11 protein-coding genes are annotated in these 21,576 nt (G+C 47.7%); 6 read left to right on the forward strand and 5 right to left on the reverse strand.

From position 1 onward, the window contains the following. Positions 1–79 precede the first annotated feature (79 nt). The 5 genes from BUC01_RS01155 to BUC01_RS01175 all read right to left on the reverse strand — a co-directional run bounded on the left by BUC01_RS01155 (position 80) and on the right by BUC01_RS01175 (position 7,602). Positions 80–4,009: a hybrid sensor histidine kinase/response regulator transcription factor gene (locus tag BUC01_RS01155; RefSeq protein WP_073312454.1), complete on the reverse strand. Its 3,930-nt coding sequence runs from the start codon at positions 4,007–4,009 to the stop codon at positions 80–82. A 58-nt stretch (positions 4,010–4,067) separates the two neighbouring features. Continuing rightward, a complete protein-coding gene (dprA, locus tag BUC01_RS01160) occupies positions 4,068–5,186 on the reverse strand; it encodes a DNA-processing protein DprA (protein ID WP_073312456.1) in 1,119 nt (372 codons plus the stop codon). A 93-nt stretch (positions 5,187–5,279) separates the two neighbouring features. Next, the gene (locus BUC01_RS01165) at positions 5,280–5,681 is read right to left on the reverse strand and encodes an acyl-CoA thioesterase (RefSeq protein WP_025830480.1); all 402 of its coding nucleotides are present in this window, start codon (positions 5,679–5,681) and stop codon (positions 5,280–5,282) included. 121 nt (positions 5,682–5,802) lie between these two features. Next, positions 5,803–7,086, reverse strand: a complete 1,284-nt coding sequence (locus BUC01_RS01170) for a peptidase U32 family protein (protein WP_025830479.1) — start codon at positions 7,084–7,086, stop codon at positions 5,803–5,805. Positions 7,087–7,137: 51 nt separating this feature from the next. Next, entirely contained in the window at positions 7,138–7,602 is a 465-nt protein-coding gene (locus BUC01_RS01175; protein ID WP_025830478.1) for a DUF2059 domain-containing protein, read from the reverse strand. A 90-nt stretch (positions 7,603–7,692) separates the two neighbouring features. Between BUC01_RS01175 and dusB the strand changes: the two genes are divergently transcribed. The 6 genes from dusB to BUC01_RS01205 all read left to right on the forward strand — a co-directional run bounded on the left by dusB (position 7,693) and on the right by BUC01_RS01205 (position 21,548). After that, positions 7,693–8,673: a tRNA dihydrouridine synthase DusB gene (gene dusB, locus BUC01_RS01180; protein ID WP_073312458.1), complete on the forward strand. Its 981-nt coding sequence runs from the start codon at positions 7,693–7,695 to the stop codon at positions 8,671–8,673. A gap of 131 nt (positions 8,674–8,804) precedes the next feature. After that, the gene (locus BUC01_RS01185; protein WP_025830477.1) at positions 8,805–10,625 is read left to right on the forward strand and encodes an LPP20 family lipoprotein; all 1,821 of its coding nucleotides are present in this window, start codon (positions 8,805–8,807) and stop codon (positions 10,623–10,625) included. 434 nt (positions 10,626–11,059) lie between these two features. Beyond that, positions 11,060–13,669, forward strand: a complete 2,610-nt coding sequence (locus BUC01_RS01190) for a hypothetical protein (protein WP_243462202.1) — start codon at positions 11,060–11,062, stop codon at positions 13,667–13,669. A gap of 7 nt (positions 13,670–13,676) precedes the next feature. After that, on the forward strand, positions 13,677–17,771 hold the full coding sequence (locus tag BUC01_RS01195; protein ID WP_244895722.1) for a leucine-rich repeat domain-containing protein: 4,095 nt from the start codon (positions 13,677–13,679) through the stop codon (positions 17,769–17,771). A 77-nt stretch (positions 17,772–17,848) separates the two neighbouring features. Further along, complete coding sequence (locus tag BUC01_RS01200; RefSeq protein WP_025830475.1) at positions 17,849–19,228, forward strand: PEGA domain-containing protein; 1,380 nt, start codon at positions 17,849–17,851, stop codon at positions 19,226–19,228. Between the two features lie 22 nt (positions 19,229–19,250). Then, positions 19,251–21,548 (forward strand): hypothetical protein, encoded by a 2,298-nt coding sequence (locus BUC01_RS01205; RefSeq protein ID WP_025830474.1) that lies wholly within the window; start codon positions 19,251–19,253, stop codon positions 21,546–21,548. Positions 21,549–21,576 lie beyond the last annotated feature (28 nt).

The raw sequence follows: 21,576 nt of genomic DNA on the forward strand, positions 1-21,576 counted from the left end.
CTACTGAGGGGATAAAAATCTTTCATGACACGATTGAATACCCTGATGAATGATTTTTATCCCCCCGACGTTCCAGACGCTACTGGTCACTCTTTTGCAAATACTCGCTCGGTGTGACTCCAAATTCTTCCTTAAAGCATTTAGTAAAGTATTTCGGGCTATTAAATCCCAAGGCGTACGCCACTTCCGATATATTCTGCTGACGGCTGAGCAACATCATACAGGCACGCTTCATCTTGACGTTCCGTATCAGATCCAGAGCCGACATTCCGGTCATCGTTTTTATCTTGCGATAAAGTGTAGACTTGGACATATTCATCTCCGTCGAGAGTTGTTCTATATCATAGTCCGACTCAGCGAGATGCTGCTCTATATTGTCAATGATAGATTGCAGGAACTTCTTGTCTGCCGAAGGATATGCCAGACTTTCCAGACTGACATTCTCTTCTTTACGGAAAGCTGCCTGACGCATCTTCGAAGCCTTGATAAGATTGTCCACCCGCGCGAAAAGTATCTTCATCTCAAACGGCTTGGCTATATAAGCGTCCGCACCCGCCTCATAACTGGCCACACGGTCGTCGATGCCATTACGGGCGGTGAGTATAATAACCGGGATATGATTGAAACGCAAATCGCCCTTTATACGGGTACAAAGTTCCCATCCGTTCACATCGGGCAGCATCACGTCGCAGATAATCATATCCACTTCATTGTTCTTCAGTTTATCCCAGGCTTGTGCCCCATCCACAGCGGTCAGCACGCTATATTTCTCCTTGAACATTTCTTTCATGACAGACAGTAACTCAGTATTGTCGTCAATCAACAGCAAGGTGGACTTTTCCGTATTGTCATCCGCCATGCCGGTTTCCGCATCCGGCTCATCAGCTAAGGCTATTTCCTGCATCTCCGCAGCGTCTTCCGCCAATTCATCGGGTGTGTAACTCTCTTTATCGACAGGCAGTTTCACGGTGAAGCAGGTACCCTGCCCCAATACACTCTCCACAGTAATGTCGCCATGATGCAAACCTACCAGGTCTTTCGTCAGTGAAAGGCCGATTCCATTCGAATCGATACCCCGATTCTTCCTGCTGCTGTAGAAACGGGTGAAAATATGTTCTATTTCTTTAGCCGGAATGCCTACCCCTTCATCCCGTACTTTCACCATCAGCGTTTTATGTTCCGCCTCTTCAATAATCTGCGCGTAAACAATGATCCGTTTGTCCTCCGGCGTATATTTGATGGCATTCGACAGAAGGTTATGCAATATCTTGTCCAGCTTATCGAAATCAACATATCCCTGCATTTCTTCTGTTTCTATATGAGCTTCCAGTTCAATATTCTTTTTCCGGGCAAGCGGCAGGAAGTTTATCCGGCAGATATTCTCGATAAACTCGCGGATATCCCCTTCCGATACATTCAGCCTCAGCTTACCCACATCCATCTTACGGAAGTCGAGCACTTGTTGTATCAGCCTCTTCAGCTTCTCCACATTTGCCTTCAGCATAACGGATTGCTGCCGCACCGTCGGTGCTTTCTGGTCCAGATAATCGGAGATACAGGATATGACGGTTAGCGGAGTCAGCAATTCATGTGACACATTGGTGAAGTAGACCAGCTTTGTCCGCGTCAGTTCTTCCTGCAACTTCATCTCACTCTTCAGTTTGATGCGACGCATATAGAGCCTGACTACCGTATAGAAACATAACGCCACAAGAAGCGTATAAAGAAAATAGGCAAACCAGGTTTCATAGAAAGCAGGCTCTTTCACAATTGTCAGCAACACTTTAGCCTCCGTCCACTTGCCCCGTTCATGTTCCAGCTTCACATAGAACTTATAGGTTCCCTTCGGCAAATGGTTATAAAAAGCGGAAGACTTGCCATAATCCAGATAAATCCAGTCCCGGTCTGCTCCTTCCATCCGGTAAGCCACACGGTATTTGGCATTCAGCGAATACAGAAGCGGAGAAAAAGAAAGTTCTATGTTACGGTCACCCGGATTCAGATGGATTCGGTGTATCGTATTCTTTTCCGAGGCATCATCAAAGAAGACACTCTTATCTTCTACCCTCACGTCAGTGACATGCAACTGCGGCCTGACTTTGCTTGCCGGAGGCATACCGCCGGAACGGATATGTACAAATCCGCGATGTCCGCCTACATAGAGCCCGCCTTGTCCGTCCGTACTGATGGCTTTATTTCTGAAGACATCTATCCCGATATTCTCGTCGGCGGTAGAATAAGTGAGGAAAGTCTGCGTCCTGAGATTATATTGAAGTACTTTCTTGTTGGTAACAATCCATACTTTCTCTTCGTCGGAAATCAGTCCCAACACAGTACAATCATCCAATGCGTTATCCAACGGTACGCTCGCAAACGTCTTTACCGTCTCGTCCGATCTGAAAATCCTTCCCCAGGAAGTGTACAGCCACATACAGCCTTTTCCATCGATACAAATGCCATTTACCGCTTCTTTATCCGAAAGTGCTGGAATACTGTCTTTCGATTCACATACAATCTGTCCGTCGACATACTTTAAGCGATTGATGAGCTTGCCACCGGAGATGCCCCACACTCCTCCTTTTGCATCTTTCACCAATGAAGTCATTCCGGGAAAGCCCTCACTCGAAACGACCAGTCCATCATTGTCCGGACGCTTCACCTGTACATTCCACCAGGTAGATATCCACAGGTTACCGTCTTTATCTTCTACCAGATCCGCTACTCCGCCTACGTTGATATCCTCCTCCACCTGCATTTTCATATCACGCTGTGTCACCCGCATCACATGCGGAGAATAGTTGGAGTTGACCCACACACCCGGTTTATGAAGTGACTCCTTTATGATATTGACTTCTCCCAACCCGCTGTCCGCAAAGCGGTCCCGCGATAAATCGTACAGGCACAGCCCGTATCTGTCCTGCCTGAACCACATAATGCTGTCCCGGCTCTGGCAGAGATTCAGGATGTTGGCATCCCAGCCCATCTGTTCCTTGAGTTGGGGCAAGAGATAATTGTCTACATTGGAGTTATCAAAGAAGATAGTATAGGCCATATCATAAGAAGGCAGCCACAGGTTACCCTCCCGGTCTTCGCAGATTCGGGTATACATCATGTGTGTATCTACCAGATCATGTATATCCACTTTTTCCAATATCCCTTTATCAGTATATCTGAACACATGAAGTCCGGCATAAGAGAGCATCCACAGATAGCCGAACGTATCATCCTGTTCTATACTGAAAACGACCATTTCGGAACCACTCTTGCCTATCTCGCGTCTCTTATAGTACCCTCCCCCTTTCAAAGCGTCCGGAAAGAACTGCCACAGCCCTTCTCCCCAGGTTCCTATCCAGTAGTTTCCACTTCTGTCCTGATGCATGACGTAGGCCGAATGTCCGTTTCCGAGCGGCGGATAGCGGAAGAAGGAATCACTTTCCGGTTCATAGCGGTATATACCGCACGAGCCCACCGCCCAAAGGCGTTTCGAATGGTCTGTATAGATAGAACTAATGGCATATCCTGTCCCGGGATCACCAAGCTCGTATTCTCTTATAATATGTGCAGTAGAGTCACACCGGTATACCTTGTTGCCGGAACTGACCCACATCTCTTCATGCTCACCGTTTGCTATGGCATCAATGCCTCTACCCCCGAATTCCTCTTCGGGAGCAGGTATAATGCGGCAGGTTTGTTTATCAAAGAGATTCAATCCCCTCCAAGTGCCAATCCATACATAAAGATTATTATCGCCTATAAAGGAGATATTATTATCCATCAGAAGATTCGGATTCTTATAGCCGGAACGAAAAGTGCGCAACTGGGTTTCATCATAGCGGGCCAAGCCATTCGTCGTACTAATCCAAAAGTAACCTTCCCGGTCCTGATGAAGATTAAAAATCTCATTGGAGGAAAGCTGGTTGAAGAATGGAAACGGCTTGGAGAACATGTGCTGTGCATTGGCAGACAGTACTCCCAAAAACAAAAATAGACAGGAAAGCAGATATCTCATAGCACCTTGACTGGTTATGGCTACAAAGATATGAAAAAAAACTCTTTCTGCCGGTAGTCTACATTAACAAATGATACATTCCCCCTACCATTGCCTTTACCACTCCTTTCATCTCCAACTCAAAAAGCAAGCTCGTCATCCGGTTCACAGGAATGTCAGCCTCTACCACCAGGGCATTGACATGCAAATCTCCCTGACGGGTGAGAATACGGACAATACTTTCTTCTTCCTCGGATAACTCCGGGAAAAGGTTACGCTGAATACCTTCCGGTTTGGCGGACTGTCTTTCGGCACTCCAGCCCATAGACTGCATGAAATCTTCGGCAGACTGGATGAGGGCTGCTTTGCTGTCGCGTATCAGCAAATTGCAACCTTTTGAAGAAGCATCGGTGATGCGTCCCGGAACGGCAAAGCAATCACGCTGGTAGCCTACAGCCAGGTCAGCGGTGATGAGGGAACCGCCTTTGTCGGCAGATTCAACAACAATGGTTGCGTCACTCATACCTGCCACAATGCGGTTGCGGCTTACAAAGTTATGTCGGTCGGGATTGGTTCCGGTAAGAAATTCGGTAAGCAACCCGCCATTTTCCAACATGTCGATGGCTGTTTTGCGGTGTACATAGGGATAAATACGATCCAGCCCGTGGGCAAGGACGGCTACGGTGGAAAGGTTATTGGCTAAAGCGGCACGATGGGCATGGATGTCGATGCCATAAGCCAGACCACTGACAACTAACACATCAGGGCAAAGGGCAGATAGGTCGCGCAGGAAATCAGCACAAAACTGTTTGCCGTATTCCGTAGCATTACGGGTGCCGACCACATCAATCACACGGAGACGGTTGAAATCGACATTACCTTTGAAAAAGAGCATCACCGGGGCATCTTCACATTCACGAAGGCGGGAAGGATAGGCTTCGTCTTTCAAGGTGAGACAAGTCAGGCGGTTCTTTTCCACGAAATCCATCTCGCGTTCGGCACGCAAAAAGGCGGCCGGATTATCAAGTGCCGCAACTACGGCAGGAGCTACACCGGGAAGAAGTTCGGGCAGCTCATGGCGCCGGCAAAAGACTTCGGCGGCACTACCCATGCCCTCTATCAAACGCTTTGCCCCGATATGTCCAATACCGGGGCAAAGTGTAAGGGCTATACTGCAAATTCGTTCGTCGTTATTCATGGTTGTACTTATTCAAGTCACCACAGATTACACAGATTAACACAGATGCTTCTTCTTGATCTGTATTAATCTGTGTAATCTGTGGTGAAAGTATTAGAGGTATGCCTCAAATATCTCATCAAAAAGCTGACTGTCACTTAGTCGTCCATTCACCAGACACACTGTTTCGACGGTTGCTTTTATGACCACTTTATCGTCACTCTTCCGAAAGATGTCCTGATAGAAAACATACTTGATGCCTTCCTTCTTCATATAGAGTTTGGAAACGAATTCATCGCCACTTTTCAAAGGAGTCTTAAACGCCATATTGATGCGCGCCACTACCGGGTCTACTCCCTGCTCGTGCAATCCGGCAAAACTGACACCGGTAGATAGCAGAAACTCATGACGGGTATGCTCCAGATAGTGCTGGTAATTTGCGTTATTCACAATGCCTTGCAGGTCGCACTCGTAATCGCGCACCTTCATCTCCAACTCATAGATATACTTTTCCATAATAAAACTTAAATGACACACTTATGACACACTTTCTTTGAAAATGATACACTTGTGACACACTCTATCTGAATTATTTTACAGGTATAGCTTTGCAATTATAAAGTGTGCCAGAAGTGTGTCATCCCCGCTTCTTTTCAATATCCAGTCCCTTAAACTTCTTCAATTCCTCCGTAGAAACCAGCTTGTACAACTTGTCGCTGGGGCGTATTTTATCCGCTTTCATCGAGAAATGCTGTCCTTTCTTCACCGTTTGCACCGGTTCCAGGTTGACGCGGGCTTCGTCGAGCGTCATAAACACCGCACCCGTAGTAGGTCCCGTAATCAAAATCTTGTCTCCCACATTCAGTTCGGCAGCTTCTACCAGGAACTCGGCAACACCGATATTGGAGAAATACCTGATGCCTTTGCCTACATAGATTTTCCGTTCCGTAGCTGCCGAGCCATAATTCTTCGTCCATTCGCCCAAGCGCTGTCCCAGATAATATCCATCCCAGAAACCACGGTTGAAGACCGTCTTCAGACGTTCATCCCAAGCAGCAATCTTTTCATCGGTAAACGTACCGTCCAGATAGGAGCGGATGGCATCTTTGTAGCACTCCACTACCGTACGTACGTACTCAGGTCCGCGGGCACGCCCTTCTATCTTGAACACACGCACACCTGCGTCCAGCATCTTGTTCATGAAGTGAATGGTTTTCAGGTCTTTGGGCGACATGATATACTGGTTGTCCACTTCCAGCTCCACATCCGTCTCCTTATCGCGCACGATGTAAGAGCGGCGACACACCTGCATACAAGCTCCCCGGTTGGCCGAGTGATTCATCTCATGCAATGAAAGATAGCACTTTCCGGACACCGCCATGCAGAGCGCACCGTGACAGAACATCTCGATACGGATAGGTTCACCACTGGGGCCGCAAATATTCTCTTCGCAGATATGGCGGTAAATCTCCGCTACCTGTTCCAGATTCAACTCGCGCGCCAGCACTACCACATCGGCAAATTGCGCGTAGAAGCGCAGGGCCTCCACGTTAGAGATATTCAGCTGGGTACTGAGATGCACTTCCTGGCCAATCTGCCGTGCATAACTCATCACAGCCACGTCTGCCGCAATCACGGCGGAGATGCCGGCAGCCTTTGCCGCATCCACGATGGTGCGCATCAACGCAAGGTCCTGGTCGTAAATAATGGTATTGACGGTAAGATAGCTTTTCATCCCGTGCTCATCACACGTCCGCGCAATTTCCCGTAAGTCTTCGACAGTGAAAGTATTCGCCGAACGGGCGCGCATATTCAGATTCTCGATACCGAAATAGATAGAGTCAGCTCCCGCCTGGATGGCCGCCGCGAGTGATTCGCGCGAGCCGACGGGGGCCATGATTTCAAAATCCTTTAAATCCATAAATCAATCATATAGTTTATAACTGTGCAGAAATGAAGCGAATGCTAACCATTACTTATTTCCCTGTGCCTGCAATTCCTGTTGCAGTTCCGTAGCAATTTCCATACCCAGCTTTTGCCCGATTTGCATACCCTCGGCCATCATGGCGGGAGTAGAAGCACCCAGTTTCTTTCCGACGGGTGACTCATAGAAAGCAACGATCTTCTTCAAATCATCCAATGTCAGATATTTCTGATAAACAGGAGCGTAAAGTTCCGCTAATTTATTTCCAAACTTTCCTTCCCACTTTTTCTGGAAACCATCCCAGAAAGAAGCCGAAGCCGAAGGTGACTGTTGTTTCAACATAGCAATCATCTGCGGCACCATAGCCTTTGCCGATGCCATAGAACCGGATAGTTCCAGCATTTTCTCCAATGTAGCCTTGTACTCGTCACTTGGCGCCTGTGCCGATACCGAAGGTGCGGCAGCAAACAGCATAGCCACACACATCACAACTAAAACCAAACCTTTTTTCATAATTCCATATCAGTTAAATAAATGAATGATACAAAGGTAGGCTTTTTTCCGTATTTTTGCAGCGAAATAACCATTTAGTTCAATTTGTCCATGAAGATAGGCCACATAGACCTGGGCGAACGCCCTATATTTTTAGCTCCGATGGAGGACGTCACCGACCCGGCATTCCGGCTGATGTGCAAGAAGTTCGGTGCCGACATGGTGTATACGGAATTCGTATCCGCCGACGCCCTGATACGCTCCGTCAGCAAGACCGAGCAGAAACTGAATATCAGCGACGAGGAACGTCCCGTAGCCATACAGATATACGGAAAAGATACGGAAACCATGGTGGAAGCCGCACGCATTGTGGAAGAAGCCCGTCCGGACATTCTCGACATCAACTTCGGCTGCCCCGTAAAGCGCGTGGCAGGCAAAGGTGCAGGCGCGGGTATGTTGCAGAATATACCCAAGATGCTGGAAATCACCCGTGCCGTGGTGGATGCCGTGAAGATTCCCGTCACCGTAAAGACCCGCCTGGGCTGGGACGCCAACAACAAAATCATCGTAGAACTTGCCGAACAACTGCAGGATTGCGGCATTGCCGCCCTCACCATCCACGGCCGCACCCGTGCGCAGATGTACACCGGCGAAGCGGACTGGACGCTTATCGGCGAAGTGAAAAAGAACCCGCGAATGCACATTCCCATCATCGGGAACGGAGACGTCACCACCCCCCAAAGGGCAAAAGAGTGCTTCGACCTTTACGGAGTGGATGCCATCATGATAGGCCGTGCCAGCTTCGGCCGCCCGTGGATATTCAAGGAAGTGAGACACTATCTTGAAACCGGCGAGGAACTTCCTCCGTTGAGCGCCGAATGGAGACTGAACGTGCTGCGCCAGGAAGTGGAAGACAGCGTCAACCTGCTGGATGAAAGAAGAGGAATACTGCATGTGCGCCGCCATCTGGCAGCAAGCCCACTATTTAAAGGAATACCTAATTTCCGGGAAACACGCATCGCCATGCTGCGTGCGGAGACGAAAGAGGAGTTGTTCCGCATATTCGGAACAATTGAAGAATACTTGTTTTAATCCAGCTTGCGACGCACAAACGGAAAAGACTTTCTACAATCAGAACAAAAAAATAGTTGTCCGAAAAGTTGCATTACAGAAAAAAACTCTACTTTTGCAAGGAATTAAACAATTGGAAAACATACAACAACATGAAAAGGAGCGCATTTGCTATTATCACATTCTTATTTATCGCTTTTGCCGCAAAGGGACAATCCATCGAGGAGATACAAACGAGCAAAGACTACATCTGGGGTACGGGCAACGCCTCCACCCTTAAGAAAGCCGATAATGAGGCACTCGCCGCACTTATCAGTCAGATTTCCACCAACGTATCCTCCAAGTTCGAGCAACTGACCGAGGGCGGAACAAACGGCGACCAGGCAACCGTCGACGAAACCTTCAAGTCCGTCATCAACACCTACTCGCGTGCAACGCTGAACAATACCCGCCGCATCGTGATTCAAAACGAACCGGAAGCCGTTGTCATGCGCTACATCAAAGTGGCTGAAATACAACGCATCTTCGACGGACGCAAGACAAAGATACTCGACTTCGCCCAAGAAGCCACCCGCGCCGAGAAGAAAGCGCAAGTAGCCGACGCCCTGCGCTACTATTACTGGGCGCTCGTCCTGCTGCAAAGCTATCCCGACGGCAACTTCCTCACCCTGAAAGACGAAGACGGCAAAGACCTGCTGCTTTCCACCTGGATACCCAAACAGATGAATGACATCTTCTCCAACCTGAAAGTAAGCATGGAGAGCACACATCTGGACGGCGACCTGAAAACCATCAACCTCCGGGTGCTCTATAAAGGACAGCCCGCCCGCAACTACGACTATACCTACTTCGACGGTCGCGACTGGTCCAACATCTTCTCCGCCAAAGACGGCACCGGCATCGTGGAACTGCCCGTACTTGCTAACGCCCGCAACCTGCAACTCCGCACAGAGTATATGTTTGAAGGCGAAGCCAATATCGACAACGAACTGGCAGAAGTGATGGGAACCGTCAACCCCATCTCCATGCGCAACTGCGCCTTGAAGCTGGAGGGCGAAGAGCCCAAACCCGGCGAAGAGAAAACCGAAGATGTGCAACTGGCAAATGCCGACAGTGCCGCCACAACGAACAGCGGCATGCGTTTCCTTTCAGCGATGGAATCGGCAGCCTACGAAGACGCCATGAAGAAAGTGGAAAGCGCCATCCGCACACGCAACTACGACGGCATACAATCCCTCTGCACCGAAAGCGGTTACGATATGTTCAACCGCCTTATCAAGTACGGACAAGCCAAAATCGTCAGCGAACCGCAGTTCAAGTTCCTGGAATGCAACGGTGAAGTGACTTGCCGCAGCCTGCCCATGAGCTTCAAGTTCAAGAGCAACCAGCGCACCTTTGTAGAAGATGTCGTCTTCACCCTGAACAAGGAAGGCAAGATAGACTGCCTCTCTTTCGGCCTCAACAAACCTGCCGTGGACGACATCATGAACCAAACTTCCTGGAACGACACCGTGCGCAACGTGCTCATCAACTTCCTGGAAAGCTACAAGACCGCTTACGCCTTGAAACGGTACGAATACATCAACAGCATCTTCTCGGATGACGCGCTGATTATCACCGGTTCGGTACTGAAACACACCGCCGCCAACGAGGGACAGCCCATGAGTAAACAAGCCGTGAAATATACCCGCCAGACAAAATCGGAATACATGAAGAAGTTGCAGCACATCTTCCGCAGTTCGGAGTTCATCAACCTGCGATTTGCTGACAACCAGGTTCGTAAGTCAGGCGTAGGCGGCGAAATATACGGCATCCAGATCAAGCAGGATTACTTCTCATCCAGCTACGGAGATACGGGATATCTGTTCCTGATGGTGGATTTAAACAACCCCAAAGAACCTGTAATCCATGTACGTACCTGGCAACCGGAAAAAGACCCGAACTTCGGGCTGATAGACTTAAGCCACTTCTAAACAGCCCCTTTAGACGGACACGTAGCACCTATATATCCAACGTGAAGGATATATAGATGCTGCGCGTCCGATATATATATCCTGCACGTCCCATCTATATATCCTGCACATCCCATCTATATACCCGCCGACAGACAAAGTATGCAGGTACGTTTTGCAAGTGCCCAACCTACTAAGCCACTACCTGCCTCTTCGTTTTTTTTATTTCACTATAAGGAAGCAATAAAATAGTTGGACAAGACAATCTTGTCACGGAAAACAGTGACAAATAAAAGAATTTACTAACATCTTTTAATTATTAGGATGAAAAAAGAATAACAGGACAAAAATTATATATATATTTGTAACGAAGAACGTTAAACAACATTTTACACACTTAATTTATGGGTCAACAATACGCATTTGGGCATGCGCATGTATTAAGACATGTATGTATGCTATTGTTCTTGTTGCCGTTTGTGATGGGTTGTGAAGAGGACAAAGAGCCTTCTGTCTATTCGCCGACACTGACTACTAACAGTGTTACGGGTTTAAGCCGTTTCGGAGCCACCTTCCAGGGCACGGTTACGAAACACCCCGATAGTACCGGGGATTTGGCAATAGGCTTTCTCTATTCTACCTCGACCAGCCTGAGCAACGCACAAGAAGTGAACGCTACCCCGGTAGACGGCAACAACTATACTGCCGCAGTCGTAGGACTGACACCCGGAGAAAAGTATTACTATTGCATCTTTGCCCGCAGCGGTAAATCCGTTGTCAAGGGAAAGACCAGCAGCTTCAACACCGAAGACGCCATTCCGCCTTCACTAAGCATTGCCGAAGCCACCGAGGTGACCGAAAGCGGCGCCACCCTCACAGCCACCATCCTGGATAATGGCGGCTACGAACCTACGGTACGTGGGTTTGCCTATGCCATGTATGTGGAGAATGCCGGCGATCCAACCCTCGACGACAACACCAAACTGGTGATTGGCGATAAGTTTGAAATAACGTTATCGGATCTGGCAGCCAACACTACCTACATCGTTCGTCCTTATGCCACCAATGATGCAGGGACAGGCTACGGTGAGTCGGTAAAGTTCACCACCAGCCAACAGAAAATCCCAATGGTCATTGCCAACGGCTCGGGCAGTCTTGCCAACAAGCCGGTGGAGGTCGTTGCATACGAAGCCGTCTGCATGGGCGCAGTCACGGAAGACCACGGTTTTACGGTTACTGAATATGGTTTCTGCTACAGCACCGAAAGCCGCCAGCCTACCATCGAAAGCAGCCAGCATATAAAGGCACAAGACGGTGCCAAAGGATTCTCCGCTACTCTGAAAGGGTTGACAGCCAGTACCAAATACTACATGCGGGCGTATGCCAAAAGCGAGAAAGGCGTAGGCTACAGTGCAACGGTAGAGTTCACCACCGACAAAGAACAGGTGGTATCACTTACACAGGCTACTGTCACAGACCGTACTTCTTCTTCAGTTACTATTACTGCACAGATGGCTTATGAGTCTTTCAGTACGATAAAAGAAAAAGGCATTTGCTACGGGCAAACAGCGAATCCATCAGTAGACGGAACCAAAATTTCGGACAGCAGTACGGAACATAAGGTAACCGCCACCATCACCGGTCTGAAAGAAGGAGATACCTACCATGCCCGCGCGTATGCCATCACCCGCGACGGTACTTTCTACAGTGGCGACATTGCGTTCACTACCGAAACCACGTATGCTCCTTCCGTCAGCAAGCCTTCGGTATACGATAAAACGGAAACAGGTGCTAAAGTACGCGCAAGCATCCGCACCAATGGCGGACTGGAAGTGACAGCAAAAGGTATCTGTTACAGCAGCACGAATGCCAAGCCGACACTGGAGGACCTGGTAGCCATATCTACGGAAGCTGATAACAGCATTCTTGTCAGCCTCAGCGATTTGCAGGGTGGTGTTACTTATTATGTCCGTTCGTATGCCACCAATGCCAAAGGCACGGGATACAGCGAAGAAGTGGAACAATTCACCACGACGAAGCACACCGAACCTACGCTGAACGGACTGAATGTCATGAATATCAAGGATGACAATGCAGAGGCAAGCGCTTCCATCGCCAATATCGGTGGAGAAGGAGAGACAATTGAAGAACGGGGCTTTGTGGTTTCCACTTCCGGCGATCCTACAATTGACGGCTATAATACTACCAAGTTCGTTTCATCAAGCACAGAAGACGCATTCAGTACTAAATTAACAGGGCTTAGATATAATACATTATATTATATACGTGCGTATGCCGTAAATAAAGTAGGCACGGGTTATAGTAAGACACTCTCTTTCGAGACCGGAAGCAGTGAAAGAGCCACATTGGGCGAACTGAAATGCACCAAGACGGAAGCACACAGCCTCAGTTTCTCTTTTGAAGTTACAAGTACCGGAGGTGCGGAACTGACATCACAAGGCTTTATGTGGAGAAAGTCGGGCGAAAGCGAATATACGAATGTATCAGGCAAACTAACCGGAAACACGGTAACAGGAACAATTACGGGATTGACGGAGAACACCGGATATTATGTATATGGGTATGTAGAGAATAAGAATGGAGAAACAAGCACCGGATATAATACCTTCAATACGGCTAAACTCCCTCCGGGCGAAGGCGATAATCCGACACCGGGAGATGATGACGGAACCAAGAAGCCGACAGTAGGCTATACAAACGTATCCGAAATATACGCAACAACAGCCTGGCTCAGTGCCAACATTGAAAGTGATGGCAAACTGACCATTACCGAGAAAGGCTTCCTTTGGATGGTAGATGACGGAACAGAACTCACAATCGAGAACGGGACAAAAATCATCGTCACTTCCGGAAGCACATCCATGCGCCACAAGTTGACCGGACTGACAGGTAAAACCCGTTATCGCGTGCGTGCCTATGCCATCAATGCCAAAGGTATCAGTTATGGCGGCTACAGTACTTTCACGACTGAAGATGCGGATAAACCAAATCCGGGAGAAGGTGACAACCCGACACCGGGACCAAATACCCGCAGCAATAAATAAACTTCCAATGAAAAATAATAATAAAAAATATACGACTATGAAGCTGAAACATTTCTATGTAAGTGTATGCATGGTGCTGGCAAATATTCTTAGCATTCACGCTACTGTAAAGAATATTACTCTAACTGAAGCCGGAACTCTTTCTGTTCAAATACCAGAAAGTGAACAAGAACAAGTTACAGAACTAACCATAACAGGTCCGCTAAACGGTGCTGATATCTTAACCATTCGTACAATGGCAGGTAATCTGAAAATACTTGATTTGAAAAATGCCAATATTATAGAAGACAAGAAGACCAGCTACTACGGAACAGGGTCTAATGCAAACTATACCCAAAACAATGTTATCGGCGACCGCATGTTTTATGGTATGGCAGCATTGACGAAGATAGTACTTCCCAAAAATGTATGGAGTATCGGTACTTGGACGGAAGATAATCCGTGGAATACGGACAAGACAAAAGTAAATGGCAACCCGAAAAGCGACTATGCCAGCAGTGATGATGATACAAGTTATCCCGGATGCTCTTCTTTTGCCCGTTGTGTGAACCTAAAAGAAATAGAGTTCCCTACTACTTTATTGTGGATTGGCCCCAAAGCATTTAGCTATTGTATTAAACTAACCACCATTATCATCCCTGAAGGAGTAGAGGGCATGGGGGCTTATACTTTCAATCACTGTCAGGAACTGACCAATGTATCAATTCCTGCAAGTTTGGGAATCGGCAATAAGTTAACATGGTATTATCTCTCTGCTGATGGTAGTAATTACAACAGTAACAGCAATTATTTAGGTTATAACTTTTATGACTGCACAAAATTATCCAATATAACCATTTCTGAAGGTATCAAACGTCTCGCACCTTTCATGTTCAATAAATGTACCGGTTTAACCACTATTACATTACCTGCCGGTATATTACGGCTAAATAGTGCTTTTTACAACTGTTCCGGACTAACCACATTGACGTTACCGGAAAGCTTAACTGAAACAGGAAGTTTCAGTGGATGTAGCGCACTCACTTCTATAGTGATACCTAACGGAGTCAGTGACTTTAATAATTTAAGTTTTAACAACTGTACTTCGCTTAAATCTATCACATTACCCAACCAAATAGCTATTATACCAAGAAGCTTTTTCCTAAATTGTACAGCTCTCACATCTGTCATTATTCCCAATACTGTAACGGAAATAGGAGAATCCGCATTTCAGAACTGCAAAAATTTAACCCAAGTAACTCTTTCCACAGAAACTGGAAGCATTGGCAATAATGCATTTATGGATTGTACATCTCTTAAATCCATTAGTTTACCTAATAAGCTAATCATTATTGGACAATATGCTTTTGCCAACACGCCTTTAAAGAGCGTACAGCTTCCGCGAAGTTTAGCAGAAATCAATGCTTATGCTTTCCAAAATTGTGTGGAAATGGAAAGTATCAATTTCCCTCCTAATGTCACGGATATCCGTTCTTATACATTCCAAAACTGTAAAAAGCTGAAAGACATTGTTCTTCCCAGCGGCCTCATGACTATACAGAATTATGCATTCGATGGATGTAGCTCTTTAGGAAAAGTTACAATCCCCGGTGGTGTACAAACAATCAACGAAGGAGCATTCCAAAACAGCGGTCTGACAGAAGTTATCCTAAGCGATGGCGTTGTCAGCCTTAGCAATAATTCTTTCAAAGGTTGTAATCTATTAAAAACCGTTACTTTCCCGCCAAGCATGAAAACCATTGGTGGCTTCAGCAATACCGGTGTTAAGAATATACTCTTTGCAGAAGGAGCTGCACCGGAAGCTATCAGCGAGGGCGCTTTTGCTAATTGCGACAGTCTATTAACTGTAACCCTGCCCAATACTATTAAGAAAATCGGTAAAAAAGCATTCTACAGCTGCGATACTTTGCAAAGCATCACCCTGCCCACTGCTATAGACTCTATCCTTACTTCTACATTCTACGGATGTAGATCATTAAAAAGTATTTCCATCCCTTCGGGTGTGAAAGGTATTCAAAGCGGCGCCTTTGCCCGTTGCACCAAATTAAAAACCGTAACATTGCCTTCTACCCTCTCCTATATTGGAGATAACAGTTTCCGTGAAACGGGTATTACATCTATCAATTTGCCCGAAGGACTGAAAGAACTACATTTTGGGACATTTGCTAATTGCGACAGTTTAGTAAGCATTAAACTGCCCAACTCCTTGACTCAAATAATTAATACAGTGCAAAACAGCTTTAATCTTGAAGGGCAGTATTATGACAGTGCAGCAAGAGGTGTGTTCTACAATTGTAACAAGTTAGAAAGCATTGACATGGGCAAAGCTGCTCTGACAGCACTCGGCTTCTGTACATTCTATGAATGTCAAAAACTACGTAATATAGATTTATCAAATTGTAAGTTTGAGGAAATTCCTGATTATGCTTTCTATGATTGCGATAGCTTACGCAACGTTAAGTTCCCTGCCACCTTAAAGACTATCAGCAATTATGCCTTTGCAGAGAATTATTCATTGGCTTCATTAACCCTGCCTGCGGGTTTCAATACAATTAAAGATAATGCTTTCTCCAATTGCAGAAAAATAAAAAGTATCGACCTTTCCGCCACTTCACTAACTACTATCAAAAACTGGTTTGCAGATACTGATAGTTTGTATACTGTCAAACTACCCGAGACAATAACTTCATTAGAAGACGAGGCTTTCAGAAACTGCCCCATCCGGGAAATCAATCTACCGGCAGCTCTGACTTCCATAGGTAGAAATGCTTTAAACAAAAGTCAGATCAACAATCTGACAATACCATCTAAAGTGACCAGCATTGGAGAATCCGCTTTCTATTATGGAACCTATAATCAGGTAGTGATACCAAGCAACGTAACTTCCATAGGCAATAGTGCATTTTATAACGCTAACATAAAAAGCTCTCTGGAAATAACTCCTGCTGAAAGTATACAACTCGGGAACTCTGCTTTCCGTTGTTATGGCAGTTATTATGAAAATGGAAGTAACATCTATTATCATTTATCCAACGTTTATTGGAATTCTTCCGCACAGTTCCCCAAAGATAAATTCGGCCAGATAGACAACCTCTATTTACCGGCAGACGGAACTGTAAGTAGTAAAGACAACATAGGATATATCTTCTTCAATGGCATGACGGATTCTATCGCCATTGCTTACTCAAACAACCGTTATTCTGTTAACAAGGCAATGAAAACGAAGAAAGTCACTTATACCAGAGACTTCAATCAGACAAGTGGCTACGGTGAAGCTGCCGGTTGGCAAACAATTGTGTTACCTTTTGATGTCAAAGAAATCACCTACTCCAGACGATATAGTCAGGAACAGGAAACCATTTCACTGGCACCCTTCGGAAGCGCAGCTTTAGAAACAGCCGGAACATTACCTTTCTGGCTCTACGAATTAGGAACAGATGGCAAGTATAAAGCTGCCACCGAAATTAAAGCGCATCAGGCTTATCTGATCTGTATGCCGAACAATGACAAATACCCCAGTGAAAACAACATCAACGGTGAAGTGAAATTTGCCGCATCCGATGCAACCAACGGTATTACCCTCGGAACAACTCAGGGAGTTTTGAAACGCAGCAAAGGTACTAAATTTGACCTGGTGCCGACCTATGAGGGAGTGCTGCAACACGATACGGTATATGTATTGAATGAAAATAGATGGTATTCCGGTAATGATAAAGAATACCCTGCCGGTAGTGTATTCGTTAAAAATTATAATGATGGCTGGAACACCTATGCCGTCTATCCTTTCCGTGCCTACCTCGTCACCAACGAAGGCAAAACCGCAGCAGCCAGCGCCCCCATGCTCTACAGCATCGGCGGCGGTGACGGCACCATCACCGGCATCGAAGACATTCCATTCGCCACCCCGGACAAAACCACGAAAGCCTACAGCCGTGACGGCGTGCTCTACATCAACACCGATGCCGACCGCACCATCCGCATCTACGACGTCACCGGACGTACCGTACGCATCATCGAAGCCCGCGAAGGCGTGAACGAAGTGCACGGACTGGACAGTGGCATCTACCTGTTGGAAGGTCAGAAAGTGGCTGTCGGACGATAAGCAAGATTAGTCAGAACCAGAATGATTAATCCAGAGAATCAGAAACGGAATAAAAACGTGAATAAACGAACAATAGAATGAAATCAAACAAACTGAAATGCTGGTTGGCAGCGGTTGTGGTAGCAGTGATCTGCTGCCCCGCCGCACTGGCGCAGCAAAGCAAAATAGCCGTCGCATCGTTCAGCCGCATGGAAACGGACATCACGGCACGCGTAACCGCCCCGAAGAAAGACCAGAACGGTGAAATCTGTGCCCTGATCCGCATCGTAACCAACGTAAAGGACCTGACGTTCGAACCGGACGCGCTCGGCATCACGGCACGCGAAAACAAAACCGGAGAAATCTGGCTGTACGTCCCCCGTGGCGCACGCCGTATCTCCATTCTGCACGACCAACTGGGCATCATGCGAAACTACTTCTATCCGGACATCATCGAAAAAGGTACCGTATACGAAATGGTGCTGAACACCGGCGACAGCGAGGACAAGCCCGTTGTGGAAAACAACATGCAGTTCTTCGTACTGCGCCCCGAGCCTGCCAACGCCAACGTATATGTGGACGATGAACAAGTGCCTATCGAAAACGGACTCTTCTCCGCAACCATGCCCAAGGGCGAACATACCTACCGCGTAGAAGCCCCCATGTATCAGCCGGATGCCGGAATCGTCACGCTGGGCAGCGAACAGGTAATAAAGAGCGTCACCCTGAAACCCAAGTTCGGCTACATGGAAATCTTCTCCCTGCCCGAACAGGATGCCGACGTGTATATCGACAGCGTTCTGGTAGGAAAGACCCCCTATCGCAGCGACCGCATGGCCATCAAGGAATATAAGGTACGCATTGAGAAGCAGACTTACTTCCCCATCGACACCCTGCTGAACGTGACCGCCGGAGAAACCGTGCGCCCCACCTTCCACATGGAGTCCACCATCAAGCCTAAAGTGCCGATGAACACCCTCATCATGCTTCAAGCCGGTTACAACCCCAACGGAACCACCTTTGGCGCCATGCTGGGCTTCGGCCGGAAAAACGGTTTCTATGTAGGTTTCCGCAGCGACTTCGGTTCGGCAAGCGGCGAACTGGAATGTAACGGGGACGGTATCGTAGAAGGTGTCGATGCCACGACTCCGCCTTTCTATAAAGAAGGTGTGAAAAACAAATCGCGCATGTCCATCACAGGCGGTTATTTCCGCCAGCTGGGCAAGAAGTTCTACCTCTATGCCGGCGCCGGTTACGGTACACGCACGCTGACTTACGAACTGGCCGCCCCCATGACCATAGGCGAGAAAGAATATGCCGAAGGCACACAGGTGAAAGATATGGATAACTCCGCCACAGGCGTAGCCGGTGAATTGGGCGGCATCCTGCGTTTCGGCAAGTTCTGCATCTCGGCAGGTTTCCACACCGTGAACTTCAAGTATCATGAAGTGACCGGCGGTCTGGGATTTGTATTCTAACCTACTAAACAAGCGAATCACAATGAAAATAAATCAGATAAAGAACGTGGTTCTCCCCTTGCTTCTTCTATTCTGCCTGATAGGTTGCAGCGAGGACAAAGAACCGCAAACATACCCGCCAACGCTGGTGACCAACAGTGCCGCAGACATGACCCGCTTCGAGGCGCTCCTGTCCGGCAGTGTTGTAGAGCACGCCAACAGCATTGCCAAGGTGGAGGTCTTCTTCCTTTTCGCCAAGGGAAATTCGCTGACGGACGCGGAAGAATTTGCAGCCACACCGGACAACACCACGGAGGGCAGATATACCTGCCTCATCGACGGATTAAGTCCGGGAAACGAATATTGTTATAGCATCTGCGCCCGCAGCGGAGGCAGTGTAGCCAAAGGAGAAGTCATCCAGTTTGAAACTCTCTCAAGCACCTCTCCCGTAGTGGCAACCACCGTTGCCACCAACGTCAACGAGAACGGAGCCTTGCTGAGCAGCGACATCACCGACAACGGTGGACAGAATGTTACGCAGCGAGGATTTGCTTACAAGGTTTATCAGGAAGGCATGCCCGAACCTACTACTTACGACAAGACCCGGACAGTCAGCATGGAAGCCGAAAACTTCAGTGCCCAACTTTCCGAGTTGCAGCCTCTGACCAAATATATCGTCAGAGCCTATGCCATCAACAAAGCAGGAACCGGCTACGGCGAAGCGGTAACCTTCACCACCGAAGAGCTGAAGATTCCTCAACTGACCTGTACGATGGGAGACGTCACGGCCTTTGCCGCCACTCCTTCTGCGGCTATCAGTACAAACGGAGGATTCAAGGTGACGGAATACGGTTTCTGCTGGAGCACCGAAAGCCAGGTGCCTACCACCGAAAACCTGAAAACCGTGACCGGCAAAGATGAAACGCCCAACTTCAGTGAAACCATTGAAGACCTGAACCCTGAGACTACTTACTACTTGCGTGCGTATGCCATCAATGAAAAAGGAACAGGGTATAGCAATATCCTCACGTTCACGACTGAAAAGAAGCAAGTCGCCACGCTCACGACTCCCGTAGCAAGCAACATCGAGGTTACTTCCGCCACATTAAGCAGCTCCATAGAGGTTCCTGCAGGCGTAGAAGTGACGGAGAAAGGTATCTGCTACAGCATCTTCTCCACCAAACCCGCAACAGACGGGCCGCACGTCACTGATAAGAACCAGGGAAATACGATTCATGTAAACCTGCAGGATTTGAATGAAGGTGCATCATACTATGCCACTGCTTATGCCGTGACGCGTGACGGTACATTCTACAGCGAAGCCACTCTGTTCACGCTGGGACGTACCTACGAACCCACTGTCACCATCTCCGAAATAACCGGAATAGGTGAGACAGAAGCGACCGTAAATGCCGGTATCACTACCGATGGCGGACGTGAGGTAACGGAGAAAGGTATCTGTTGGAGCAGCACTTCTTCTACCCCTACGTTGGAAGCCGACAGCTGGATGAAATCGGAAAGTAGTGGAAACAACTTCAGCCTGAAACTGACTTCTCTGGAGAAAGGTCAAAAGTACTATGTACGTGCCTACGCCAAGAACGTGAACGGAACAGGTTACAGTCCTGCCTTTGAGTTCACCACGGCGCTGACCAAAGCCCCCGAAGTGGTAAATATGGAGATGACTGCCATCCACGATGACCACTCTACCGCGCAAGCCGTAATTTCCGACAAAGGCGGACTTGAAATCACAGAAAGAGGATTTGTATACTCCACCACTGTTGTCAGCCCCACCATAGGTGCGGCAGGAGTCGTCAAGGTTGCATCCGGTTCTAAGGATGATACGTTCACAGCAGAACTGAAAGGGTTAGCATACCGGACCCGTTACTATATCTGTGCCTATGCCACCAATGCCAAAGGTACCTCTTACAGCTCGCCCACCAACTTCGTCACCTCTTACTCTTCTGCGCCAAGTACTTTCGTCCAGATAGAGGAAAGCACCATAGGCAGCACTACCGCCACCATGAGCGGCAAGATTACCAATGACGGTGGCGACGGAAGCGAGGCAATCGGAATCGATGAGGTAGGTTTCTGCTGGAGCGAAAACAATTCCGAACCGACCATAGAAGAGGATAATCACACCAAGGTGACGCTGAATGCCGATAAGACATTCACCCTCAATGCTACCGGTCTGAAGGCATACACTTACTACTATGTACGTGCTTATGCCAAAAACAAGAATGGTGTAGGATATAGTTATTACACAACTTTCCGCACGCTGCGTACCACACCGGGAGGAGACGATAACGTTCCACCGGGAACTGCTACAAAAAGCGTCAAGTAAGCCTTTGCAACAGGCATATAGACTATTG

The organism is Bacteroides stercorirosoris, assembly GCF_900142015.1.
Classification (GTDB): Bacteria; Bacteroidota; Bacteroidia; order Bacteroidales; family Bacteroidaceae; genus Bacteroides; species Bacteroides stercorirosoris.